Origin of the sequence: Streptomyces sp. CA-249302 (assembly GCF_050936785.1) — a bacterium.
Classification (GTDB): Bacteria; Actinomycetota; Actinomycetes; order Streptomycetales; family Streptomycetaceae; genus Streptomyces.
Window position 1 is genome coordinate 3,858,606 of sequence record NZ_JBNJMG010000001.1, and the last position, 25,578, is coordinate 3,884,183.

General features: G+C 72.6%; 16 protein-coding genes and 1 pseudogene. 16 read left to right on the top strand and 1 reads right to left on the bottom strand.

Going from position 1 to position 25,578, the window contains the following annotated elements:
- Positions 1-192: 192 nt before the first annotated feature.
- The 13 genes from ACQEWB_RS17270 (at position 193) to ACQEWB_RS17330 (ending at position 17,963) form a co-directional block, all read left to right on the top strand.
- On the top strand, positions 193-1,404 hold the full coding sequence (locus tag ACQEWB_RS17270) for an ROK family transcriptional regulator (RefSeq protein WP_432831848.1): 1,212 nt from the start codon (positions 193-195) through the stop codon (positions 1,402-1,404).
- Positions 1,405-1,528: 124 nt separating this feature from the next.
- Positions 1,529-2,905: an ABC transporter substrate-binding protein gene (locus tag ACQEWB_RS17275; protein ID WP_432831850.1), complete on the top strand. Its 1,377-nt coding sequence runs from the start codon at positions 1,529-1,531 to the stop codon at positions 2,903-2,905.
- Positions 2,905-3,846 carry a carbohydrate ABC transporter permease gene (locus ACQEWB_RS17280; RefSeq protein WP_432831852.1) on the top strand — a complete coding sequence of 314 codons (942 nt, stop codon included), beginning with the start codon at positions 2,905-2,907 and terminating at the stop codon, positions 3,844-3,846. Before ACQEWB_RS17275 ends, ACQEWB_RS17280 begins: the two co-directional genes overlap by 1 nt.
- A 2-nt stretch (positions 3,847-3,848) precedes the next feature.
- On the top strand, positions 3,849-4,742 hold the full coding sequence (locus ACQEWB_RS17285; RefSeq protein WP_432831854.1) for a carbohydrate ABC transporter permease: 894 nt from the start codon (positions 3,849-3,851) through the stop codon (positions 4,740-4,742).
- A 6-nt stretch (positions 4,743-4,748) separates the two neighbouring features.
- Positions 4,749-6,014, top strand: a complete 1,266-nt coding sequence (locus ACQEWB_RS17290) for a 6-phospho-beta-glucosidase (protein WP_432831856.1) — start codon at positions 4,749-4,751, stop codon at positions 6,012-6,014.
- Positions 6,005-6,976: an N-acetylglucosamine kinase gene (locus ACQEWB_RS17295; protein ID WP_432831858.1), complete on the top strand. Its 972-nt coding sequence runs from the start codon at positions 6,005-6,007 to the stop codon at positions 6,974-6,976. Before ACQEWB_RS17290 ends, ACQEWB_RS17295 begins: the two co-directional genes overlap by 10 nt.
- A 207-nt stretch (positions 6,977-7,183) precedes the next feature.
- Positions 7,184-8,638, top strand: coding sequence for a hypothetical protein (locus ACQEWB_RS17300; protein WP_432831860.1), 1,455 nt, complete (start codon positions 7,184-7,186; stop codon positions 8,636-8,638).
- 14 nt (positions 8,639-8,652) lie between these two features.
- Entirely contained in the window at positions 8,653-9,690 is a 1,038-nt protein-coding gene (locus ACQEWB_RS17305; RefSeq protein ID WP_432831862.1) for a glutamate ABC transporter substrate-binding protein, read from the top strand.
- Positions 9,691-9,748: 58 nt separating this feature from the next.
- The gene (locus ACQEWB_RS17310) at positions 9,749-11,080 is read left to right on the top strand and encodes a hypothetical protein (RefSeq protein ID WP_432831864.1); all 1,332 of its coding nucleotides are present in this window, start codon (positions 9,749-9,751) and stop codon (positions 11,078-11,080) included.
- A 22-nt stretch (positions 11,081-11,102) separates the two neighbouring features.
- Complete coding sequence (locus ACQEWB_RS17315; RefSeq protein WP_432831866.1) at positions 11,103-13,652, top strand: tetratricopeptide repeat protein; 2,550 nt, start codon at positions 11,103-11,105, stop codon at positions 13,650-13,652.
- On the top strand, positions 13,653-14,972 hold the full coding sequence (locus ACQEWB_RS17320) for a PP2C family serine/threonine-protein phosphatase (RefSeq protein WP_432831868.1): 1,320 nt from the start codon (positions 13,653-13,655) through the stop codon (positions 14,970-14,972).
- A 101-nt stretch (positions 14,973-15,073) separates the two neighbouring features.
- Entirely contained in the window at positions 15,074-16,420 is a 1,347-nt protein-coding gene (locus ACQEWB_RS17325) for a vWA domain-containing protein (RefSeq protein ID WP_432831870.1), read from the top strand.
- A 58-nt stretch (positions 16,421-16,478) separates the two neighbouring features.
- Positions 16,479-17,963 (top strand): FHA domain-containing protein, encoded by a 1,485-nt coding sequence (locus ACQEWB_RS17330; protein ID WP_432831872.1) that lies wholly within the window; start codon positions 16,479-16,481, stop codon positions 17,961-17,963.
- 15 nt (positions 17,964-17,978) lie between these two features.
- Here the strand turns inward: ACQEWB_RS17330 and ACQEWB_RS17335 are convergent, their stop codons facing one another.
- Entirely contained in the window at positions 17,979-18,962 is a 984-nt protein-coding gene (locus ACQEWB_RS17335) for a methyltransferase domain-containing protein (protein ID WP_432831874.1), read from the bottom strand.
- An 82-nt stretch (positions 18,963-19,044) separates the two neighbouring features.
- Here ACQEWB_RS17335 and ACQEWB_RS17340 point away from each other — a divergent pair, with 82 nt between their 5' ends.
- The 3 genes and pseudogenes from ACQEWB_RS17340 to ACQEWB_RS17350 all read left to right on the top strand — a co-directional run bounded on the left by ACQEWB_RS17340 (position 19,045) and on the right by ACQEWB_RS17350 (position 25,567).
- Positions 19,045-19,458, top strand: a complete 414-nt coding sequence (locus ACQEWB_RS17340) for a globin (RefSeq protein ID WP_242761294.1) — start codon at positions 19,045-19,047, stop codon at positions 19,456-19,458.
- 169 nt (positions 19,459-19,627) lie between these two features.
- Positions 19,628-22,860, top strand: a pseudogene (locus ACQEWB_RS17345) (FtsX-like permease family protein).
- A 1-nt stretch (position 22,861) separates the two neighbouring features.
- On the top strand, positions 22,862-25,567 hold the full coding sequence (locus ACQEWB_RS17350; protein WP_432831877.1) for an ABC transporter permease: 2,706 nt from the start codon (positions 22,862-22,864) through the stop codon (positions 25,565-25,567).
- Positions 25,568-25,578: the final 11 nt, after the last annotated feature.

Here is a 25,578-nt window from a genome sequence, read left to right on the forward strand (position 1 = left end):
CCCTACCGCCCCCGAGGTAACGAGTCTGTTGCCTCGGGGGCGGTTTCTATTGACGCCCGGTTCGCCCCGGGCTTACGTTCCTTTCCAGCCAATAGGAAACTTTCCTAACAGTGATCGATCGGTGATCGGCGGATGGACTAACGTCCCTGGTCACTGAGAAGCTGGGCAGTCGAAAGGCAGGTGTCGACCCACATGGCAGGATCCGCCGGTACGCCGGGCACCCCGCGCGTCCTGCGCGCCATGAACGACCGCGCCGCCCTGGACCTCCTCCTGGAGCACGGGCCACTGTCCCGCACGCGGATCGGCAAGCTCACCGGCCTCTCCAAGCCGACCGCCTCCCAGCTCCTGGCCCGCCTCGAAGCGGCCGGCCTCGTCCTCGCCACCGGCACCACCGAGGGACGCCCCGGCCCCAACGCCCAGCTGTACGAGGTCAACCCGAAGGCCGCGTACGCCGCCGGGCTCGACGTCACCCCCGAGCGGATCCTCGCCGCCGTCGCCGACGTCACCGGCCGCACGGTGGGGTCGTTCGAGCTCCAGACCCCCGGACGGCGGCCCACCCAGCCCGTCGTCCGGCAGGTCACCGACGCCCTCGACGGTGCCGTGAAGGCGGCGGGCCTGGCCCGGGACGACGTCCACCGGCTCGTCATCGGCACCCCCGGCGCCTTCGACCCCAACACCGGCCGGCTGCGCTACGCCTCCCACCTCCCGGGCTGGCACACCCCCGCCCTGCTCGACGAACTGGCCGCCGCGCTGCCGATGCCGGTGGAGTACGAGAACGACGTCAACCTCGCCGCCGTAGCCGAACAGCGGCTGGGCGCGGCCCGCGGCCACGAGGACTTCGTGCTGCTGTGGAACGAGGGCGGCCTCGGTGCCGCCCTGGTCCTCGGCGGCCGGCTGCACCGCGGCTGGACCGGCGGCGCGGGAGAGGTGGGTTTCCTTCCTGTTCCCGGAGCACCGCTCGTGCGGCAGGTGACCAAAGCCAACAGTGGCGGCTACCAGGAGCTGGCCGGCTCCCAGGCCGTCCCGCACCTCGCCCGTGAACTCGGCATCGGGAACATCCCGAACGGCCCCTACGCCGAGGTCGCCGCCGCCCTCGTCGCCCGGGCCGCCGCCGAGGACACCGTCCTGGGCCGCAAGCTCCTGGAGCTCTACGCGACCCGGCTCGCGACCGGTCTCGCCTCCCTCGTCTCCGTCCTCGACCCCGAACTCGTCGTCCTCAGCGGCGCCTCCCTGACGGCCGGCGGCGAGCTGCTGCGCGCACTCGTCCAGGCCGAGCTGGAGGAGCTGGCCGCCTCCCGGCCCCGGCTGGTGGTCGGCGACGTCCACGAACACCCCGTGCTGCGGGGCGCCCTGGAGAGCGCCCTCGCGACCACCCGCGACGAGGTCTTCGACACCTCGCGCTGACACCTCCGCAACCCTCGCAACGACACCGCCGTGTCCCGCACCCCATAAGCCCCACCCGCACAGCCCCACCCCCCTCGCCCGCTTCCCCTCGCCATGCCCTGCCGCGCACTTGGGAGACCTCGTCATGCCCGAAAAGTCCTGGAACGTCATACCCGGAGCGTCCCGGAAGGGAGTGTCCCGGCGAGCCGCCGTCGCTCTCGCCGCCTCCGCCTCCCTCGCCCTTCTCGCCACCGCCTGTACCGGCCAGTCCTCGTCCGGCGCGTCCGACGACGCCTCCAAGGACGTGACGATCAACTTCTGGCACGCCTGGAGCGCGGCCTCCGAGACCAAGGCGGTCAACGACCTGGTCGCCGGGTTCGAGAAGGCGCACCCCAACATCCATGTGAACGTCGTCGCCAACATGACCGACGACAAGATCAACCAGGCGCTGCGCACGGGCGGCGACAAGGCCCCGGACGTCATCTCCTCCTTCACCACCAACAACGTCGGCAAGTTCTGCTCGTCGGGCGCGCTGGTCGACCTCAACCCCTTCTTCAAGAAGGACGGCATCGACCCGGAGACGACGTTCCCGAAGGCGATGAACGAGTACACCCAGTTCGACGGCAACCGCTGCTCGGTGCCGCTGCTCGGTGACGCGTACGGGCTCTACTACAACAAGACGGCGTTCGCGAAGGCCGGCATCAAGAGCCCGCCGAAGACCTGGTCCGAGTTCGAGACCGACGCGAAGAAGCTGACGATCACCCAGGGCGACACGTACAAGCAGCTCGGGTTCATGCCGAACTACCACGGCTGGGAGACGACGACCGAGCACTACTTCGCGCAGTTCTCGCCGACGTACTTCAACAAGGCCGGCAAGTCGGACCTGGCCACGGACCCGGCGTTCACCGCGGGCTTCGAGCTGCAGAAGAAGCTGGTCGACGAACTCGGCGGCTACAAAAAGCTGGAGACCTACCGCTCCACCCTCGGCGACGAGTGGGGCGTCAAGCACCCCTTCCAGACCGGCCAGGTGGCCATGCAGCTCGACGGCGAGTGGCGCCTGGGCATGGCCCTCGCGGCCAAGCCGAAGTTCGACATCGGCGTCGCCCCGCTGCCCGTCCCCGACGACCAGGCGAGCCAGTACGGCAAGGGCTACATCACCGGCACCATCGCCGGCATCGCCGCCAACAGCAAGAAGCAGAACGCGGCCTGGGAGTTCGTCAAGTACATCACCACGGACACGGACGCGGTGGTGAACTTCTCCAACGCCATCCACAACGTGCCCTCCACGCTGGCCGCCCTGAAGTCCCCGAAGCTGAAGTACGACCCGCGCTTCAAGACCTTCCTGGACATCGCCGCGAACCCGGACTCCACCACCTCCCCCGCCTCCATCAACGGCGGTGTGTACCTCGCGACGATCCAGAACTTCGGCTACGACTACGAGAGCGGCAAGGTGACCGACCTCAAGTCCGGCCTGAAGAAGACGGCCGCGCAGATCGACACGGACATCGCGCAGGCGAAGTAATGGCAACGATCACCCTGGCGTCGAAGCGCCGTAAATCGGCGCTTCGAAACCTCGCCTTCATGTCGCCCTGGCTGATCGGCTTCGCGGTCTTCTTCGCGTACCCGCTGATCTCGACGGTCTACTTCTCCTTCATGCACTACGACGGCTTCAAGCCGCCGACGTGGAGCGGGACGAAGAACTGGACCTACGTCTTCGAGCACTACCCCTACTTCTGGCCCGCCCTGCGCAACACCCTGTGGCTGGTGCTGGTCATGGTGAGCCTGAGGGTCGTCTTCGGCCTCGGCGTCGGACTGCTCATCACCAAGATCAAGACCGGCACGGGGGTGTTCCGCACCCTGTTCTACCTGCCCTACCTCGCCCCGCCGGTGGCCGCCACGATGGCCTTCGCCTTCCTGCTCAACCCCGGCACGGGCCCGGTCAACTCGATCCTGGAGAAGGTCGGCATCCCGGCCCCGGGCTGGTTCAACGACCCCACCTGGTCCAAGCCGGCCCTCACCCTGCTCGCCCTGTGGGGCATCGGCGACCTGATGGTCATCTTCATGGCCGCGCTGCTCGACGTACCCCAGGAGCAGTACGAGGCCGCCGAGCTGGACGGCGCCTCGGCGTGGCAGCGGTTCCGGTTCGTAACCCTTCCCAACATTTCGCCGATCGTGATGTTCGCCGTGGTCACCGGCGTGATCCAGACGATGCAGTACTACACGCAGCCACTCATCGCGGGGAAGGTCGCCTCGGGCGTGATCCAGGGCGCGGGCACCCAGTTCGAGCCCGGCTATCCGGAGAAGTCGACCCTCACCCTCCCGCAGCTGGTCTACAACCTCGGCTTCCAGCGCTTCGACTACGGCTCGGCGTGTGTCGTCGCCCTCGTCCTGTTCGTCCTGTCCATGGTGTTCACCGCGTTCCTGATGCGGCGCCGGGGCGGTCTCAACCTGGCAGGTGACTGACCATGGCCCAAGTGCTGGACAAGCCCGTGCAGTTGAAGGCACCGGTCTCCCCCGCCGAGCGCACCGCCCGCCGCAAGTCGCTCCTTGAGTGGGTCGCGATCCACTCCCTCGGTGTCGCGGCCGCGCTCTTCTTCGTCCTCCCCTTCGTGTTCGTGTTCCTGACCTCGCTGATGAGCGACACCCAGGCACTCAGCCGGGACCTGATCCCGCACACCTGGGAGTGGGGCAACTACAAGAAGGTCTTCGACACCCCGGGCTTCCTGACCTGGTGGAAGAACACGCTGATCTACGCGGGACTGGGAACAGTCCTGACAGTCGTGTCGTCGATCCCGGTGGCGTACGCGCTCGCCAAGTTCCGCTTCCGGGGCCGCAACCTGTCCCTGATGCTGGTCATCTCGATGATGATGCTGCCGCCACAGGTGATCATCATCCCGATGTACCTGTTCTGGGCGAAGCAGCTGGACCTGTCGGGCACGCTGTGGCCGCTGATCATCCCGATGGCGTTCGGGGACGCGTTCTCCATCTTCCTGCTGCGTCAGTTCCTGATGACCATCCCGAACGAGTACCTGGACGCGGCGAGGGTGGACGGCTGCGGCGACCTGTGGACCCTCCTCAAGGTCGTGATCCCCATGGCCAAACCGGGCATCGCGGCCGTCGGCCTGTTCCAGTTCTTCTACGCCTGGAACGACTACTTCGGCCCCCAGATCTACGCCTCGGAGAACCCGGGCGCCTGGACGCTGAGTTACGGCCTGGAGTCCTTCAAGGGCATGCACCACACCGACTGGAACCTCACCATGGCCGCGACCGTGCTGGTCATGGCCCCCGTGATCCTCGTGTTCTTCTTCGCCCAGAAGGCGTTCGTCGAGGGTGTCACGCTCACCGGAGTGAAGGGTTAACAAGGTATGAAACTCACCGTGGTCGGCGGAGGCTCGACCTACACACCCGAACTCATCGACGGCTTCGCCCGGCTGCGCGACACCCTGCGCGTCGAGGAACTCGTACTCGTCGACCCGGCGTTCGAGCGCCTGGAGCTGGTCGGCGGGCTCGCCCGGCGCATCTTCGCCAAGCAGGGGCACAGCGGCCGGATCGTGACGACCTCCGACCTGGACGAGGGCGTCGAGGGCGCCGACGCGGTGCTGCTGCAGCTCCGCGTCGGCGGGCAGGCGGCGCGTGAGCAGGACGAGACCTGGCCGCTGGAGTGCGGCTGCGTCGGCCAGGAGACGACCGGTGCGGGCGGCCTCGCCAAGGCGCTGCGCACGGTCCCGGTCGTCCTCGACATCGCGGAACGGGTGCGCCGTACCAACCCGGACGCCTGGATCATCGACTTCACCAACCCGGTCGGCATCGTCACCCGCGCCCTCCTCCAGGCGGGTCACCGGGCGGTCGGCCTGTGCAACGTGGCGATCGGCTTCCAGCGCAAGTTCGCGAACCTGCTCGGCGTCTCGCCGGCCGACGTCCACCTGGACCACGTCGGCCTCAACCACCTCACCTGGGAGACCGGCGTCCGCCTCGGCGGCCCCGAGGGCGAGAACATGCTGCCCAAGCTGCTGGCCGAGCACGGCGACGCGATCGCCGCCGACCTGCGGCTGCCCCGCGAGATCGTCGACCGGCTGGGTGTCGTCCCGTCGTACTACCTGCGCTACTTCTACGCCCACGACGAGGTCGTACGAGAGCTGCGCACGAAGCCGTCCCGGGCCGCCGAAGTGGCCGAGATGGAACGGGAGTTGCTGAAGATGTACGGCGACCCGGAGCTCGACGAGAAGCCCGCGCTGCTCGGCAAGCGGGGTGGCGCCTACTACTCGGAGGCGGCCGTCGACCTCGCGGCCGCGCTGCTGGGCGGGGGCGGATCGACGTACCAGGTGGTGAACGCCTACAACCGGGGCACGCTGCCCTTCCTGCCCGACGACGCGGTGATCGAGGTGCAGGCGGCGGTGGGTCCGAAGGGGGCGACCCCGCTGCCCGTGCCCGCCGTGGATCCGCTGTACGCGGGGCTGATGGCGAACGTCACCGCCTACGAGGACCTGGCCCTGGAGGCGGCCCTGCGGGGCGGCCGGGACCGGGTGTTCAAGGCCCTGCTGGCCCATCCGCTGATCGGCCAGTACGAGTACGCCGAGGCCCTCACCGACCGACTGATCGCGCACAACCAGGAGCATCTCGCGTGGGCATGACCGCACGTGTCCTCGCCGTCGACGCGGGCAACAGCAAGACCGACGTGGCGGTCGTGGCGGCCGACGGCACCGTCCTCGCCACGAGCCGCGGCGGAGGCTTCCGGCCGCCCGTGGTGGGCGTGGAGACGGCGGTGGACGCGCTCGCCGAGGCGGTGGGGCGCGCCTTCGCCGCCGCCGGGGTGAAGTCGGCCGAGCACGTCTCCGCCTGTCTCGCCAACGCCGACTTCCCCTTCGAGGAGGAGCAGTTGGCCGCCGCGCTGCACGCGCGCGCGTGGGGCGCGAGTACCGAGGTCCGCAACGACACCTTCGCCATCCTGCGCGCGGGCATCACCGAACCCCGGGGCGTGGCCGTGGTCTGCGGCGCCGGCATCAACTGCGTCGGTATGCGCCCCGACGGCCGCACCGCCCGCTTCCCCGCGCTCGGCCGTATCTCCGGTGACTGGGGCGGCGGCTGGGGCCTGGCGGAGGAGGCGCTGTGGCACGCCGCGCGCGCGGAGGACGGGCGCGGCGAGGGTACGGCCCTCGCCCGCACCCTGCCGGCCCACTTCGGCCACGACACCATGCTCGGGCTGATCGAGGCGCTGCACCTGGAGGAGGTGGCGCCGGTCCGGCGGCACGAGCTGACGCCGGTGCTGTTCGAAACGGCGGCCGGCGGCGACCCGGTCGCCCGCACCATCGTGGACCGGCTCGCGGACGAGGTGGTGGCGATGGCGACGGTCGCGCTGACCCGCCTCGACCTGCTGGAGGAGGAGACTCCGGTCCTGCTGGGCGGCGGGGTGCTGGCCGCCCAGCATCCTCAACTCAACGACCGTATAAGGGAGTTGCTGGCCGCGCGGGCGCCGAAGGCGGTGGCCCGGGTGGTGACGGCGAGCCCGGTGCTGGGGGCGGCGCTGCTGGGGCTCGACCGGGTGGGTGCGGGGACGGAGGTGCACGAGAGACTGCGGGCCCACTTCGAAGGGTGACCCCCAGGGAACCGAACGGATTCCCATGGCGTATTCATGGGCAGGGGGGTGCTGCGGGCGTCGCGTCGTGCCGGTATACCGGCTACGACACCGCGTTCCGTACCGGCCGTCGCGCTGCGATCCGATCAAGATCCAGCGAAGGCCGGTGCGGATGTCGGTGCCGGGCGCGATACTTGCGGCGACGGATGACCATGGGGGAGGTCAACAGTGACACACCCGCCGAAGAGCAGCGCGGCGCCACCGGGTTCGAGCGTGCCCGAGGTGCCCGTCGTCCCGCCCCAGCCCGGCCCGCCCGCTTCCCCCACCGCGCCGGGCCCCGCGGCTGTTCCCGAGGCCGGCCCGAGGCGCCGTACCGCCTTCGCCGAGGGCGTCGACCGGTTGCGCGCGGCGGCCACCACCGAACCGGGGCGGCTGCGCATCATCGGAGCCCTGCTGGCCCTGCTCGTCGTCGCCTTCGGCGCGGTCGCCGCCTGGCAGATGACCGACCGGGCCTCGGCCGCCGACGACGTCCTCAACAGCAGCCAGCCGCTCAGCTCCGCCGCGGCCGACATCTACAGCTCGCTGGCCGACGCCAACACCGCCGCGGCCAGCGGCTATCTCGCGGGCCCGCAGGAGAAGCCCGCGATGCGGGAGCAGTACCAGAAGGACATCGACAACGCCGCGGCCAAGCTGGTCACGGCCGCCGCCAACTCCAAGGCCGGGTCGGAGTCGGCGAAGACGATCGCCGACCTGAACAAGCTGCTGCCGACGTACAAGGGCCTGGTCGAGACGGCCCGGGCCAACAACCGGCTGGGCTACCCGGTGGGCGGCGCCTACCTGCGCGCGGCGAACGAGACGATGCAGCAGGAGATGCTGCCGAAGGCGCAGCGCCTCTACGAGCGTGAGAACCAGCGGCTGGACGCCGACTACGCGGACGCCAAGTCGTTCCCGTGGGCGGCCGCCGGCCTCGGTGTCATCGCCCTGGCCGGTCTGGCCTGGGCGCAGCGGCGCAACTACCTGCGCACCAACCGGGTGCTCAACCACGGCCTGGTCACCGCCTCCGCGGTCTCCGTGGTGGTGCTGCTCTGGATCGCGGTCGGCCACACCGTCGCCCGCGTGGGCCTCAACGACTCCTACGACCACGGCGTCCGCTCGCTCAACGTCCTGCACGACGCCCGGATCGCGTCCCTGACCGCGCGCAGCGACGAGAACCTCGCCCTGATCCGCCGCGGCGCCGACACCACGAAGGTCGGTGACGAGCAGAAGGACGCCTACGCCGTCGGCTACGACACCCAGATCGCCGACCTCGCCGCCAAGCTCGACCGGGCCGGCTCCCTCGCCGACGACTCGGCGGGCAAGAAGCCGGTGACGGACGCGAACAGCTTCATGAAGGCGTGGAAGGACCGCCACGGCGTCGCGCAGAAGATGAGCGACGCGGGCTCGTACCAGCAGGCCCGCGACAAGGTCATCGGCGTCGGCAAGGATCCGACGAGCGTGTGCTTCGAGAACGTCGACGCGGCGCTGGTGAAGGCCCTCGACCATGAGCAGGGCGAGTTCGAGGATGCGGCGACCGGTGGTCGGGACGCGCTGACCGGACTGCCGTACGGCGCCGCGATCCTCGCGGTGCTGGGCGCGGCGGGCGCGGTGCTCGGCATCGGGCGCAGGCTGTCGGAGTACCGGTGAGAGGGGGCGGGAGGATGAGCGCACCACGTCTGGCACACCGTCTGCGGGGCTGGGGAGGTGTGGGCGCGATGGCGGTCGTGTGCGCCCTCGCGCTGGCCTTCGTCCTGCTGCTGCCCCGGACCGGGGCGAGCGGGGCGGGCGGCGCCACGGGCAGCGGCGGCGGGCGCCTGACCCACGCGCTCCAGGCCGCCGTGGAGAAGAAGTGCCCGAACGGCGAGTACCCGCAGGACCAGAGCCTGTCGCCGTCCGGCGGCAGCGGCGACACGAAGAACGTCGACGCCATCAAGGAGCGGGGCCGGCTGGTCGTCGGCGTGGACACCAACAGCTACCGCTGGGGCTACCTCGACCCCAACAACGCCGACGGCGAGCTGGAGGGCTTCGACATCGACCTCGCCCACCGGATCGCCGGCGACATCCTCGGCGACCCGGCCAAGGTCACCTTCAAGGCCATCCCCACCAGCCGCCGTATCGACGCCATCAAGGGCGGCGAGGTCGACATGGTGGTGCGCACCATGACGATCACCTGCGACCGGCTCAAGGACGTGGCCTTCTCCGCGCCCTACTTCAAGACCGGCCAGCAGGTCCTCGCGCCCAAGAACTCGACGATCACCGGATACGACAAGTCCCTTGCCGGAAAGCGGGTCTGCTCGGCACAGACCTCGACGGCCCTCGACAACCTGGTCGCGGACAAGGGCCACCGGATCCCCGCCTCCACCGACATCAGGACCGTCGTCCCCAACCAGCTCGACTGCCTGGTGAAGTTGCAGCTCGGCGAGGTCGACGCGGTGGTGACGGACGGCGCGCTCGCCGCGAGCCAGGCCGCGCAGGACCCGACGGTGGAGCTCAAGGGCCCCGTGTTCACGGACGAGTACTACGGCGTGGCGATGAAGCAGGGCTCGACCGATCTGGTACGCCAGGTCAACCGGACCCTGGAGAACTACATCAAGGACGGCGGCTGGGCGGACTCGTACCGGACCTGGCTGCACCCCACCATGGACCTGGACGGCAAGAAGTCGGCCTCGGCGACCCCTCCCGAAGCACACTACAAGTGACCGATCATCAACTGACCACGGACGAATAACGGCACACGACAGCAGCGAGAGGTGATCGATGGGCGTCACGGACCCCGCCGGGCCGGTGATGGACCGGGACGAGGTGGACCGTGCGCTGGCGCGGCTCGGCGCGGAGCACGAGGCGATCGAGACCTCACTCCTCGCCCTCCAGGACCACGCGGGCCGCAGACTCCTCGAAGGCGCCGAGCTCACCGGGACCACCAAGGAGCGCTGGACGGCCGCGGAGGCGTCGATCACGCTGCTGTGGGCCTACTTCGACGCGTACACGGACGCGTTGCGGGCCGCCCGGGAGATCCGGGCCCGGCGCCGCTGGTCCAGCCGCGAGGACCTGGTGGAGCTGACCGAGCTGCTGCGCGGCGCGTCCGTCACGGTCGCCGGCTCGACCACGGCGACGGCGAACGTGCCGACGCTGACCGGTGGTCCGGGCAAGCTGAGCGAGCAGTTCTCGCTGGCCGCCCTGGTCGAGCTGATGAACGACCTGTACGCGTCGAGCCTGGACATGGTCGTCGCCGCCGACGCCGTCTGGTCGGCGCTGCCCGCCCGGATCGATTTACTGGCCGCGGAGCTCCAGCGCACCCGCAAGCTCGCCCACTCGGTCGGCGTGCGCCCCGGCGAACACCCCTCCGGCGACGACCTGGAGCGCATCACCCGCACCCTGACCAGCCTGCGCGAGCAGGTGGTCTCCGACCCGCTCACGTACTGGCTGCCCGCGCAGGGCAGTTCGGCGCCCGGCGGCGGCCGCCCGGACACCACGGTGTACGACCGTGAGGCGCGCGCCCTGGAGGACGTGCGCCGGGAGATCGACGCCGTGCTCACCGTCCGGCAGGACGCCGAGCAGCGGCTGGTGAAGCTGCGGGACGTGCTCTCCCGCGCCGACCGCACCCTCGCCGAGGCGCGCACCGCGCGCGGCGAGGTGCTGGCGAAGATCGCGGCGACGGAGGTGCCGGTGGTCAGCGGTCCGCCGACCGTGCTGCAGGAGCAGCTGGCGACGGCCGCCGAGTACCGCAGACACGCCCAGTGGCACCGCCTGTCCCCGCTCCTGGAGTCCCTGGAGCAGAAGGCGGAGGACGAACTGCTGCGCGCCCGCGAGTCGTTGACCGCGGTCACCCAGCCACTCGCGGTCCGCGCGGAGCTGCGCGGCCGCCTCGACGCGTACAAGGCGAAGATGGCCCGGCTCGGGCACGCCGAGGACCCGTTCCTGATCGAGCGGTACGACGCGGCCCGCCGGATGCTGTGGAGCGCGCCCTGCGACCTGCGCGTCGCCGAACAGGCCGTGCTGCGCTACCAGCGGGCGGCCGCCGAGGTGCTCGGCGGCCCACGCGTGCCGGACCAGGGCGGGCCCGAGGACCGTAGGGGGCCGGGAGCGTGAGCGACACAGGGGGGAGAGCGTCATGAGTCAGGCGGAACAGCCCTGTCAGCGGCCCGGCTGCGACGGGTCGTACGAGGACATGGGCGGCGGCGAGCTGTACTGCGACACCTGCGGCCTCGCGCCGGTCGTGTCCGTCAACGGGGTGGCGGGCTCGTCGTCCGCCGGGACCTCCGGCGACGGCAAGGACTCGGCGGGCAGCGGCAGTTCACGCACGGGCAGCCGCCCCAGCTCCCGTACGTCCTCGCAGTCGTCGAAGTCCCGGCGCTCGGTGTCGGGACGCCTCTCGCGGTCGCTGTCGGGCAGGTCGACGGGCCGCTCGGTGTCGGTGCGCAGCTCCGGTTCCAGCACCAACACCAGTTCCCGCGGGCGGCTCGGCGCGGGCCTGGTCCAGGTGCCGGACGTGCCGCGGCCCGACCCGCGCGCGATGGTGCTGGAGAACCCTGAGGTGCCCGAGCGCAAGCGGTTCTGCTCGCGCTCCGACTGCGGGGCGCCGGTGGGGCGTTCACGCGGTGAGAAGACCGGCCGTACAGAAGGCTTCTGCACCAAGTGCGGGCACCCGTACTCCTTCGTGCCGAAGCTGAAGGCCGCGGACGTGGTGCACGGCCAGTACGAGGTCGCGGGCTGCCTGGCGCACGGCGGGCTCGGCTGGATCTACCTCGCGGTGGACAAGGCGGTCGCCGACCGCTGGGTGGTCCTCAAGGGCCTGCTCGACACCGGCGACCAGGACGCGATGGCGGCGGCGATCTCCGAGCGGCGCTTCCTGGCGGAGATCGAGCACGCCAACATCGTGCGGATCTACAACTTCGTGGAGCACCTCGACCAGCGCACCGGCTCCCTCGACGGCTACATCGTCATGGAGTACGTCGGCGGCAAGTCCCTCAAGGAGATCGCCAACGACCGCCGTACATCCGGCGGCAAGCGGGACCCGCTGCCGGTGGAGCAGGCCTGCGCGTACGGCATCGAGGCCCTCGAAGCCCTCGGCCACCTGCACAGCCGCAACCTGCTGTACTGCGACTTCAAGGTCGACAACGCCATCCAGACCGAGGACCAGCTCAAGCTCATCGACATGGGCGCGGTGCGCAGAATGGACGACGAGGAGTCGGCCATCTACGGCACGGTCGGCTACCAGGCGCCGGAGGTCGCCGAGGTCGGCCCGTCGGTGGCGTCCGACCTCTACACGGTCGCCCGCACGCTGGCCGTCATGACCTTCGACTTCCAGGGCTACACGAACGTCTTCGTGGACTCGCTGCCCGACCCGGACAACATCGAGGTCTTCCGCCAGTACGAGTCCTTCTACCGCCTCCTGGTCCGCGCCACCGACCCCGACCCGGCCCGCCGCTTCGCCTCCGCGCAGGAGATGGCGGAGCAGCTGACGGGCGTGCTGCGGGAGGTCGTCTCGCTTCAGACGGGCCGGGCGCGGCCCGCCCTGTCCACCCTGTTCGGGCCCGAACTGCGGGTCACCGACACGGAGTTGTTCCCGAAGTTCGAGGGGGACGTGTCGCGGCTGGGCGCAAGGTACGTACGCCGGCGCAACCTGTCGGCGGCTCCGGGGACCTCGTCCTCCGTCGGCCAACTCGCCGCCGCTGCCGCCGAGCGATCGGCCGGCGTTCCCACGCCCGACGGCACCCCCGCCCTCGTCAAGCACGTCAACTCCCCCACCGCCGCCCTCGCGCTGCCCGTCCCCAGGGTCGACCCCACCGACCCGAACGCCGGTTTCCTGGCGGGCCTGATGACCACCGCGCCGGCCGAACTGCTCGGCGCGCTCTCGGCGGCCCCGGCGCCCTCGGTGGAGACGCGGCTGAGGCAGATCCGGGCCTGGCTGGAGAACGGCGACTCCGAGGCGGCGCTCACCTCGCTCGGCACGCTGGAGGACGAACGGCCCGACGACTGGCGGGTGGTCTGGTACCGGGGCGTGGCCGCGCTGGTCACCGGCGACCACGAGAACGCGGCGCTCGCCTTCGACGCGATCTACGACGCCTTCCCCGGCGAGCCCGCGCCCAAGCTGGCGCTCGGCCTGTGCGCGGAGGTGCTGGGCCAGCTGGACAACGCGGCCGAGTACTACCGCCTGGTCTGGTCGACCGACCCCAGCTATGTGAGCACCGCCTTCGGGCTGGCCCGGGTCCAGCTCGCGGCCGGGGACCGGCGCGCCGCCGTACAGACGCTGGAGTCGGTGCCGGAGTCGTCGATCCACTACACGGGCGCCCGGGTGGCCGCCGTACGGGCGCGGCTGCGGCAGCGCACCGCGGCGCCCGCGGACGCGCCCTTCCTGGAGGATCTGACGGCCGCCGCCGGGCAGGTCGAGGCGCTGGACTCGTACGGTCTGGACCCGGCTCGCCGGGAGCAGTTGTCGGCCGAGGTCCTCGGCTGCGCGCTGGACTGGATACTCTCCGGGGGCCGGGGTTCCACGCCGGCGGAGCAGCGGGGGCTGCTCGGCAGCGACCTGGACGAGCGGGGACTCCGCTTCGGCCTGGAGCGTTCGTACCGCACGCTGGCCCGGCTGGCGACGGGCGGCGAGGAGAGGATCGACCTGGTGGAACGTGCCAATCGTTACCGCCCCCGGACGTGGGTGTAGTTGATGTCGCAGATGCCCCAGTTGTCCGCCTGCCCGAGCTGCGAATGGCCGCTCGAGTCGGGTGACCGTTTCTGCGGTGCGTGCGGATACGACCTGTCCGCGGTGCCGCCACGGCCGGACGACCACCCGACGATCGCGCTGAACGGCGCGGACCTGGCGCCGGACGCGGACGGCGTGGCCTGGCCCGTCGCGCCCCGGTCCGACGGCGCCCCGGTGGCCGCGCATCTGCCGGCCGACCTGCCCGGGACGGACTCCGGCGGGATCCCGCTGCCGCCGGAGCGGCCGCCCACCGGCTCGCCGGTCTCCCCGGCCTCCGGCGTGCGCTTCGACCGTCCGCCGGAGCCGGACGAGTACCCCTTGCAGGCCCCCGATCCACGCGTCGCCGACCTGTCCTCGCCCGAGGGCGCCAAGCTCTGCGTGGCCTGCCGCGCGGGGCGGGTGGACAACGACGGCTACTGCGAGAACTGCGGGCACGCCCAACCGCGGGAGCGCGACCACATGGAGCAGGAATGCGGCCCGCTGGCCGCCGTCAGCGACCGCGGCCTGCGGCACCACCGCAACGAGGACGCCTTCGGCATCGGCACCGCCGGCCTGCCGGACGGCTCCCCCGTCTCGGTGGCGATCGTCTGCGACGGCGTCTCCTCGGCGACCCGCCCCGACGAGGCCTCACTGGCCGCCGCCCGCGCCGCCACCGAGTCGCTGCTCGCGGCCCTGCCGCGCGGCACGCACCCGCAGCAGGCGATGCACGACGCGATCGTCGCCGCCTCGCAGGCCGTCAACGCGCTGGCCACCGAGCCCGCCACGGCCCGCGAGCACGCCCCGCACCAGAACGCCCCGGCCTGCACCATCGTCGGCGCGGTCGTCACCACCGGCCTGCTGATCGTCGGCTGGGTCGGCGACAGCCGCGCCTACTGGGTCCCGGTCGACCGCAGCTCACCCCCGGCCCGGCTCACCGAGGACGACTCCTGGGCCGCGCAGATGGTCTCCGCGGGCCTGATGAACGAGGCCGAGGCGTACGCCGACGAGCGCGCCCACGCGATCACCGGCTGGCTCGGCGCGGACGCCTACGAACTGGAGCCGCACACCGCTTCCTTCAAGCCGGACCGGCCGGGTGTAGTGGTGGTGTGCACGGACGGGCTGTGGAACTACGCGGAGGCGGCCGAGGAGATGGCCGAGGTCGTACCGCACGACGCGGCCGTACGTCCGCTGCACAGCGCCCGGGTCCTGGTCGGTCACGCGCTGGACGGCGGGGGCCACGACAACGTAACAGTGGCCGTCGTGCCGTTCCCCGCCGTGCCTCAGGGGGCAGGATCGGCCTGAGGCCGGATACGACGGGGAGGCCTCGGCGGATCGGAGGGGACCGGTCCGCACACAGTCGTCACCCCGCGATCGCGGGGTTTTCGAGGGGGATTTGAGTAGGCATGGCCAATTTCTCGAAGTCCAACGTGCCGCAGTTCTCGATGGACGTGTACCAGAACGAGTACCTGCCGGAGGGCGGCCGCGAGGTCAACGCGATCGTGACGGTGACCGCCACCGGGGGCGGCACGATCGGCAGCGCGAGCACGGCACCGCACCTGTACTCGCACGGACAGGGACCGTCCGCGGCCGTGGCCGTCATGGTCGACTGCTCCGGCTCGATGGACTACCCGCCGACCAAGATGCGCAACGCCCGCGACGCGACGGCCGCCGCCATCGACACCCTGCGTGACGGGGTGCACTTCGCGGTGATCGGCGGGACGCACGTGGCCAAGGAGGTCTACCCGGGCAACGGGCGGGTCGCGGTCGCCGACGCCACCACCCGGGAGCAGGCCAAACAGGCGCTGCGCAAGCTCAGCGCGGGCGGCGGCACCGCCATCGGCACCTGGCTGCGCCTGGCCGACCGGCTGCTGTCGTCCGCGGACGTCGCGATCCGGCACGGCATCCTGCTCACCGACGGCCGCAACGAGCACGAGTCGCCGACCGACCTCAAGGCGGCCCTGGACTCCTGTGCCGGACGGTTCACCTGTGACGCACGGGGCGTGGGCACCGACTGGGAAGTGAAAGAAGTCACAGGGATCGCCTCCGCGCTGCTCGGCACCGCCGACATCGTCGCCGACCCGGCCGGCCTCGCCGCCGACTTCACGCGGATGATGGAGACGGCGATGGGCAAGGAGGTCTCCGACGTCGCGCTGCGGGTGTGGACGCCGGTCGGCACGACCATCAAGTTCGTCAAGCAAGTCGCGCCCACCGTCGAGGAGTTGACCGACCGCCGCACCGAGGCCGGGCCGCGCGCCGGGGACTACCCCACCGGCTCCTGGGGAGACGAGTCCCGTGACTACCACGTCTGCGTCGAGGTCCCGGCCGCCGGCCTCGGCCAGGAGATGCTCGCCGCCCGGGTCTCCCTCGTGGTCCCGCGGCCCGACGGCACCGCCGAGAACCTCGGCGCCCAGGGCCTCGTAAGGGCCGTGTGGACCGACGACATGACCGCCTCGACGTCGATCAACCCTCAGGTCGCCCACTACACCGGGCAGGCCGAACTGGCACAGGCCATCCAACAAGGGCTGGATCTTCGCAAAGCGGGCGATTTCGACGGAGCAACGGCCAAACTGGGCCGGGCCGTTCAGCTCGCGAGCGCCTCCGGGAACGCGGATACTGCGAAACTGCTTGCGAAGGTGGTGGACGTGGTCGACGCCGCGACGGGTACTGTGCGACTGAAGGCGAAGGTCGAGGATGCGGACGAGATGACTCTCGAGACACGGTCCACAAAGACTGTTCGTGTAAAGAAGTGACATGAGTACCGCCAGTACCGCCCAAGCAGGACCTTGAAGGAGAGGGGGACGCGCCGACATGCCGACCTGCCCGAACGGACACCAGTCGGGTTCCGACGACTGGTGCGAGGTCTGCGGTCACCGCATGGCCGGTGCCGTACCTCCGCCCCCTCCCCCGCCGCCGCCCGGCGGTGGCTACGGCTTCCCGCCGCCCGGCCCCGGTGGCCAGCCCGGCGGCCGTCCGCACCTGTCCTCGGTGCCGGACCCGGAGCCCGAGCTGTGCCCGCAGTGCCGCACGCCCCGCGAGGGCGGTGCGCCCTTCTGCGAGGAGTGCCGGTGGAACTTCCTCACCAACACGGCGACCTCGTACACCCCGGCCGCCCCGCGCCCGCCGGCCCCGAACGTGCGCTACCAGCAGCAGCCGGGTCCGTCGTACGGCGGCGGTGACTCGTACGAGTACCAGAGCTCCCGCCCCTCGCAGATGAACCGCCCCGCCGAGCCGATCCCGCCCTTCGGCAACGATCCCTCCGGCCCGCCCCCGTTCGGCAACGACGGCCGCGGCGGCCCCTACGGCAACGACCCGCGTCCCGGCGGCCCGCCGCAGGGCTACGGCAACGACCCCCGTCCGGGCGGCCCGCCGCAGGGTTACGGCAACGATCCGCGCCCCGGCGGCGGTCAGCAGGGCGGCTTCGGGAACGACCCGCGTCCCGGCGGCCCGCCGCAGGGCTACGGCAACGACCCGCGCCCGGGCGGCGCCCCGTCCGGCTTCGGCGCGGACCCGTCCCGCCCGGTCCCGCCCCCGCCCGGCCCGACGCCGACCGCGGGCGGCCCTGGTGGACCCGGCGGTCCCGGCGGTCCCGGCATCGGCCCCGGCGGTCCGGGCGTCGGTCCCGGCGGTCCCGGTGGTGGGCTCCCGTCGGCCTTCCAGCAGGCCGGTCCGGCGGCCCCGCCCGGGTTCCCGCAGGAGACCCAGCGGCCGGCGCAGGGCGGTCCGTCCTTCGGTGGCGGTGAGGACGACTGGGTGATCTCCCCGCCGTCGTCCGGCCCCGGTGCGCCCGGCGGTCCCGGCGGTCCCGGTCAGCGCGGTGGTTACGGCTACCCCCAGCCCGGCTCGACCCAGGCGCCGCCCGGCGGCGGTTTCCCGCAGGCGGCCGGTCCGGCGACCTGGACGGCGACGATCGGTCCCGACCGTGAGTACTTCATGGCGATGATGCAGCGCTCGGGGCCCGAGGCCGCGGGCCTGAACCTGCCCGCGTACTCGCCCGAGCAGCAGCGCACGCTCTCCGGCAACCAGATCACCATCGGGCGCCGCCGGCACTCCACCGGTGACACCCCGGACATCGACCTGGCGGTGCCGCCGGAGGACCCGGGCGTCTCGCACCAGCACGCGGTGCTGGTCCAGCAGCCGGACGGCAGCTGGGCGGTCGTCGACCAGAACTCGACGAACGGTACGACGGTGAACGGTTCCGAGGAGCCGATCCAGCCCTTCGTGCCGGTGCCCCTCCAGGACGGCGACCGGGTGCACGTGGGGGCCTGGACGACGATCACCATTCGGCGGGGCTAGGCCGCACCGCCGGTTTCATCGGAGGGGCCAGATGTACGGCCCCTCCGGGTCGTCCAGCCATGCCCACTCCTGATCGGCGCCCACGGTGATGCCGTAACGCTCCCGCTGCGGTTGTCCCTCGCGCTCCCACAGGGCGTAGGCCTCCTGTGGGTCGAGGCTGCCTCGGGTCAGGGTCAGCAGGAAGCGGAAGAGTTCGTGGTCGCGGGCGTGGCGGGGGATGCCGCCCAGGTGGGCCGGTTCCGGCTCGGGGCGGGTGTCGCCGCGCAGGGGGACGAAGTACGCCGGGGTGTGCAGGAAGCGGCCCTCCGCGTGGTCGGTGTCGTGGACGGTCAGGGCGAGCAGGCCCGTGGCCAGCGGGGTGAGGATGCGGGCGCCCGGGGTGCACTGGGCGATCCAGGCCGACGGGACCGAGGTCAGGGTGCAGGTCGCGATGACGCGGTCGAAGGGGGCGCGCTCGGGGACTCCGCGGGCGCCGTCGCCGGTGATGACGGCGGGGTGGTGGCCGGCGGCGTCGAGGTGGCGCCGGGCGGCCTCCGTGATGTCGGGGTACAGGTCGATGGTGGTGACGAGGTCGTCGTCGCCGAGCCGATGCGCGAGCAGCGCGGCGTTGTAGCCGGTGCCGGCCCCGATCTCCAGCACCCGGTCGCCGTCCGCCACCCGCAGCTCGACCAGCATCTTCGCCATCAGCGACGGCTGGCTGCTGGAGGAGACCAGCTCGCCGTCGCGCAGCCGGGTGGCGAGCGGGGCGTCGGCGTACGCACCCCGCATCCACTGCTCCCGCGTCCGCGGATCCGGGCTCTCCCCCCACCGCCGCTCGTAGCCGCCCATGACCCCGACGTAGTAGTACGGCACGAACAGATGCCGGGGCACCGCCTCGAACGCCTCCCGCCACACGGGATCGTCGTCCCACACCCCACTCGCCCCGATCTCCCGCACGAGCCCCGCCCGCGCCGAGGCGGCGAGCCGGTCCAGGTCCTTGCCGAGAGCGTGCGCGCCCATACGTCCACTGTGCTGCGGGACGGGAGCTGAGGCGAGTACAGGGGTCCTAAGCCTCAAGTCCTCGTTCCCCCGGTCTGACACCATGGAGGGCGTGAAAGAGATTCGGCGCGGCACGCTTCAGGAGCAGACCTTCTACGAGCAGGTCGGCGGGGAGGAGACCTTCCGTCGGCTCGTCCACCGTTTCTACGAGGGCGTGGCCGAGGACCCGGTCCTGCGGCCGATGTACCCCGAGGAGGACCTCGGGCCGGCCGAGGAACGGCTCACGCTGTTCCTGATCCAGTACTGGGGCGGCCCGACGACGTACAGCGACAACCGCGGCCACCCCCGCCTGCGGATGCGCCATGCCCCCTTCACCGTGAACCGCGAGGCGCACGACGCCTGGCTGAGGCACATGCGCGACGCCGTCGACGAGCTCGGTCTGTCCGAGGAGCACGAGGAACAGCTGTGGCGCTATCTGACGTATGCCGCGGCCTCGATGGTCAACACTCCCGACTGACATGAATGACGTGCGGATTCCGGTCGTCCGTCGCCGGATTCCGGTCACAATCCGGTCAAGGCCGGTCCACAAGCGCTTACAAGTCGCCCCTCACGTCTGACAACATCGCCCGGAGGTCTGGACAACATCTGGACGACCACGGGGGGTCGGGGTGTCAGCGTTCGGTGGGGTGGCGAGGTTCGTGCTGCTCCGTGCCCGCGCACACCGTCTGCTGCTGGCCGCCGCGCTGCTCACCGTCCTGCTGACCACGGCCGTCCTCGCGACCCTCACCGCCTACTCCGGCGCGATCGGCGACGCCGCCCTGCGCCACTCCCTGCGGGACGGCGAGAACGCCGCCGACAGCTCGCTGATCGTCAAGGCCGACCTTCCCGCGGACCGGCGCAAGGCCGCGGACACGGCCGTACGACAGGCTGCGCGGCGGACGTTCGACGGGCTGCCGGTCTCCGTGCGGACGCTGGTGCGCTCCGGCCCGTACTCCCTCCCCCGCTCGCTTCAGTCGCCCGCCCAGCGCTCCGGGGACCCGGACCTCACCTACCTCGCGGCGCTGGACCGGGCGCAGGTGCGGATCGTCGACGGGCGGCTGCCCACGGCCGCCGCGGGCCGCGTCGAGGCGGCCCTCCCGCAGAACGCCGCCCGGCGCCTCGGCCTGAAGCCCGGCGCCCGCCTCACCCTCACCGACCGCTTCGACGGCCCGAAGGTGCAGGTCACGCTGGTCGGCCTGTACCGGCCGACGGCACCGAACGACCCGTACTGGCGCCTGGACGACCTGGGCGGCCGGGGTGTCCGCACGCTCAGCTTCACGACGTACGGCCCCCTGCTCGCCGCCCCGAGTGTCGTGGCCGGTGACCGGGTGAGCGCGGGGCAGTCGGCGTGGCTGGCCTCGGCCGATTTCGCCACCCTGTCGACCGGACGGATCGGCGAGCTGCGCGAGGCGGCCCGCTCCGGCGCCGCCGCCCTGCGCAAGCAGCCCGCGCTGAGCGGCTCGACGGCCGTGACCACCGGCCTGCCCGACGTCCTGGACCGCGTCCGGCGCTCGCTCCTCGTCTCCCGCTCGACCCTGCTGATCGTCGCCCTCCAGCTGGCGCTCCTCGCCGGCTCCGCGCTGCTCCTCGTCGCCCGGCTGCTGAGCGCCGAACGCACCGGTGAGACACGGGTGTTGCGGGCACGCGGCGCCTCCCGTTCCCGTATCGCCGCGCTCGCCGCCCTGGAGGCGCTGTTCCTCGCGGTGCCCGCGCTGGTCTGCGCGCCGCTGCTGTCGGGGCCGCTGACCCGGCTGCTCGCCGGACACGGGGCGCTGGCCCGGATCGGGCTGCGCCTGGACGTGCCGGCCGGCGGGCGGCTCGGGGTGTGGCTGGTGGCAGCGGGGGTGGCCCTGGGCTGCGCGCTGGCGGTGACGCTGCCCGCGCTGACCGTGGAGGGCTTCCGGCCGGGCCGGGCACGGGCGCTGCCCGGGTCGGTGCGGGCGGGCGCGGACCTGGGCCTGCTGGCCGTGGCCGCGGTCGCCTACTGGCAGCTGAGCAGCCACACCTCCGGCGCCGTGAGCGGCGACCGGTCGGGCACCCTGGGCGTGGACCCGCTCCTCGTCGCGGCCCCGCCCTCGCGCTGCTCGCCGGGACGGTGCTGACGCTGCGGCTGCTGCCGCTGGTGGCGCGGCTCGCCGAGCGCCGGGCGGCCGGCGGGCGCGGCCTCACGGCGGCGCTGGCGGGCTGGCAGCTCAGCCGGCGTCCGATGCGCGGCGCGGGCCCGGTGCTGCTGCTGGTCCTCGCGGTCGCCCTCGGCATGCTCGCGATCGGCCAGGGCGCCTCCTGGGAACGCTCGCAGGACGACCAGGCCGACTTCACCGCGGGCGCGCCGGTCCGCGTCCTCGGTGCCGGCGACGGCGGGGTCGGCCGCACGGAGACCTACGCGGCCGTCCCGCACGTGAGCGGGATCGCGCCCGCCGTACGGGCCGAACTGCCCCTGTCCGGCAGCCGTACCGGCGCCCTGCTGGCCCTGGACACCGCACACGCCACGGACACCGTCCTGATGCGCCGGGACCTGTCCTCCGAGCCGGTACGGCCGCTGCTCGCCTCGCTCGGCCCGAAGGCGCAGGCGGCCGGGGCTGCCGTCCCCGGGCACACGGCCCGGCTGCGGCTGACGGCGACCCTGCGCAGCGACACCGGCCCCGGGATGACGACGGCGGACGTGACGGCCACCGTGGAGGACTCCTACGGCACCCCGTACGAGCTGCGCGCCGGCCAACTCCCCAGCGACGGACGGCCGCACACGCTCACCATGAGCGTCGCCGGCGGCCCGCTCACCCTCACCGGCATCCAGCTGGTCATGCCCCAGCCACTGGACCGCCCGGAACAACACCGTCTCACCCTGGGCGAGTTGACGGCGGTGGACGCCCAAGGTGCGGTACGGCGGCTTCAGTTGCCCGCGGACTGGACGGCGGCCACGCACGTCGACGGCACGGTGTCCTCGACGGACCCGCGGGCCGCGGCGACCAAACCGAAGGTGAGTGACTCCGGGCCGCCGACGGTCTCGTACGGCACGGGGTTCAAGCCGGCCGGGGACTCCTGGACCGTCTCGCTGGTGACGGTACGGGTGCAGGTCGCCCAGCCCAAGGCGCCCGAGATCACCGGCCTCGCCACCGACCGCTTCCTCACCTCGGCCGCCGCCCGCGTCGGGGACCGGGTGGACGTGACGGTCGGCGGACAGGTCGTGCCGGTGCGGATCCTGCGGGCGGTACGGCAGTTGCCGACGACCGGCGACTCCGACGGCGGTGCCCTGCTGGTCGATCTGCGGTCCCTGAACCGGGTGCTGGAGGCGCGGTACGGCATGGGGGTCACGCCGACGGAGTGGTGGCTGCGGACCGCGCCGGGCGGGTCGGCGTCAGTCGCGGCGGCGCTGCGGGCACTGCCCGACGTGGATCCCGAGCAGGTCGTGGTGCGGGACGAGACGGCCGCGCAGCTGCGGGACGATCCGTTCGGCGCGGGCCCGGAGGCGGCGTTCGCGGCGGCGGCCGGGGTGGCGGCGGCACTGGCCGCGGTCGGTTTCGCGGTGAGCGCGGCGGGGTCCCTGCGGGAGCGGCGCTCCGAACTCGCGGTGCTGCGCGCCCTGGGCGCCCCACGCCGCCGGCTGGCCCGCATGATCGCCGTGGAGCAGGGCGTGTTGGTGGCGCTGGCGCTGCTGGTGGGCGCGGCCCTCGGTACGGTCCTCACGCGGGCGGTGATCCCGCTGATCGTCCTGACCGCCCAGGCCACCCGCCCGGTTCCGACGGTGCTGGTCGAACTCCCGGTCTCCACGGCCGCCGTACTCCTGGCGGCGGTGGCTCTCGCGCCGCTGGCCGTGACGGTGGGGCTGGCGGTGCGGCGGGGGGATCCGGTGGTGTCGTTGCGGGATCAGGGGGGCGAGTGACGTGAACCAGGTACCGGCGCCCTGGATCCGCACCCGGCTGCGCACCGCCCCGGCCGCCGCTGCCGCGCTGGCGCTGCTCGTGGCGCTCACCGCGTGTCTCGCGGGGGCGTTCCCGCGGGCGGTCGACCGGTACGAGGACGCGGGGCTGCGGAAGGCCGTCGAACAGGCGCACCCCCTCAACACCAGCCTGACCGTGTACGCCCAGCAGCCCGACCCGCTCCTGTCCCAGCGGATGCGGGAGAACGCCCTGCGCCCCGCCGCGCTCGACGCGCACTACGCCAGTGTCCTCGCCGCTCTCCGGCGCCCCTTCGTCGCCGACCGCGCCCAGTCGACGTACGGGGTGCGCACCGCCAACCCCCAGAAGGCACCCGACCCTTTCCTTCCCCAACCGTACGGACTGCCCGCGCAGTTGGAGCTGATCGCCCAGGAGGGGCTGGCCGCGCACGCGACCGTCAGGGCCGGCCGGCTGCCCCGTGCCGACGGCCAAGTGACCGCCGTGACAACGGAGGTGGAGGCGGCCGTCAGCGCCGAGACCGCCAAGTCGCTGCACATCAAGGTCGGTTCGGTGATCCACGTACCGGGCTCGGGCCGCGCCCCGCTCGCCGTCCGCGTCACCGGCATCGTCACCCCGCGCGACCCCGCCGGCGCCTACTGGGCCACCCACGAGCTCCTGCACACCCCCAACCTGATCCCGGTCCCGAACACCGACTTCTACTACTGGCTCGGCGCCCTCCTGCTCGCCCCCGACGCGGCCCCCGCGCTGCTCGGTACGGCCGGAGACCCGCAGCGCTACTGGCAGTTGGCGCCCGCCACCTCCGCCCTGCGCTCCCACCAGCTGGACGACCTGAAGTCCGCGGTGGCCTCCATGGAGACCGGCCCCGACACCCGCAGGCTCCGCGCGGCCACCGACCAGTCCACCAACGTCACCACCTACCTCGACGACGTGCTGGACACCTACGGCGCGCTGCGCGGGAAGGTCCGGCCGCTGGTCGCCGTGGCCGCGTTCGGCACCGGCACGGTCGCGGCCGTCGTACTCCTGATGGCGGCCGGCCTCGCCGCCGACCGCCGCGCCGCCGAACTGGCCCTGCTCCGCGCCCGCGGCGCGTCCCTGCGGGGCCTCGCGGTCCGCCTGCTCGCCGAGACGGCGGTGGTCGCCGTCCCCGCCTGGGCCGTGGGCCTGGCCCTCGCCCTGCTCGCGGTCCCCACGGAACGCGCCGTCCACGCGACCGCGGCGGCCACCGCGGTCACCCTCGTCGCCTGCGCGGCCCTCCCCCTCCGCGCCGCGGTGGTGCACCGGTCGGTACGGGTGCACGCCGCCCGCGCGGACGTCTCGACGGTACGACCGTCCCGGCGCCGCACGGTCGCGGAGCTGACCCTGGTGGTCGTCGCCCTCGGCGCGGTGGAGACCCTGCGCCGCACGGGCACTTCCGGCGGCCAACTCTCCTCCCTGGCCCCGGTGTTGACGGCGACGGTCGCGGCGCTCCTGCTGATCCGCCTCTACCCGCTCCCACTGCGAGCCCTGGCCCGCCCGGCCGCCCGCCTGCGCGGCACGGTGACCCATCTGTCGCTCGCCCGCGCGGGCCGCACCTCCGCCTCCGCGGTGCTGCCGCTGCTGGCCCTGCTGACCGCGCTCACCACGGCGGCCTTCGGCGGCTCGGTCCTGGCCGGCGTCCACGAGGCCCGCGACCGCGCGGCCCTCTTCGCCGTCGGCGCGGACGCCCGCGTCGAGACCCCGGTACCGCTGCCGACGGACCTGCCCGACCGCATCCGCCGGACGCCGGGCGTGCGGGCCGTGTCGGCGGTGAGCCTCTCGTACGAGTCGAAGCCGGGGGACGGGGAACACACGGTCCCGGTGGCGGGCGTGAACCCGGACGACTACGCGGAGTTGGCGGCACGGACGGGTCTCGGGGCTTTCGCCGCAGGCGAGTTGACGAAGCACGCGGCCACCGACCCCCAACCGGCCCTGGCCTCCCCGTCCGTGGCCTCCCGCTACGGGACGCGCTCCTTCCCGGTGCGCCTGGAGGACGGCAGTACGATCACGGTCCGCATCGCCAAGGTCGTGGACCGCACGCCGGCGGTGATCGGCGCGGACTTCCTGGTGGTGAACCGCGCGATCCTGACCCCGCGTGCGGCCCGCCCGTCCGCCCTCCTCCTCACGGGCTCCCACCTCAGGCTCTCCCCCCTGCGCGAGGCAGCAGGCACCTCGGCCCAGATCCAACTCCGCTCCACGGAACGCGCCCGCTACGGCGACTCGCCCCTCCAGTCGGGCGCGGAACGGGTCTACGCGGCGGCGGTGGCGGCGGGCGCCGGCTACGCCGTACTGGCCCTTCTCCTCTCCCTGCTCAGAGCGGCCCCCGAACGCACGGCCCTGCTGGCCCGCCTGCGCACCATGGGCCTGACCCGCGCCCAGGGCCGCCGCCTGCTCATCCTGGAGTCCCTCCCGCAGGCGGCTCTGGCGGCAGCCGGCGGTGCCCTGACCGGCTGGGCGACGATCCGTCTGCTCTCCCCGGGCGTGGACGTGACGACGATCGCCCTGGCCGCGCACCGGACCGAGGCCGGGGAGGCGGTGTTGCGGACGGACGCGATGTCGCTGGCGCTACCGGCGGCGGCGATCGTGCTGGTGACGGTGGGAGTCGCGGGGGTCCAGGCGTGGTGGACGGGACGACAGGGAGCGGTCGCCGAACTGAGAGCGGGAGATGCGCGATGAGCCGTAGCCGA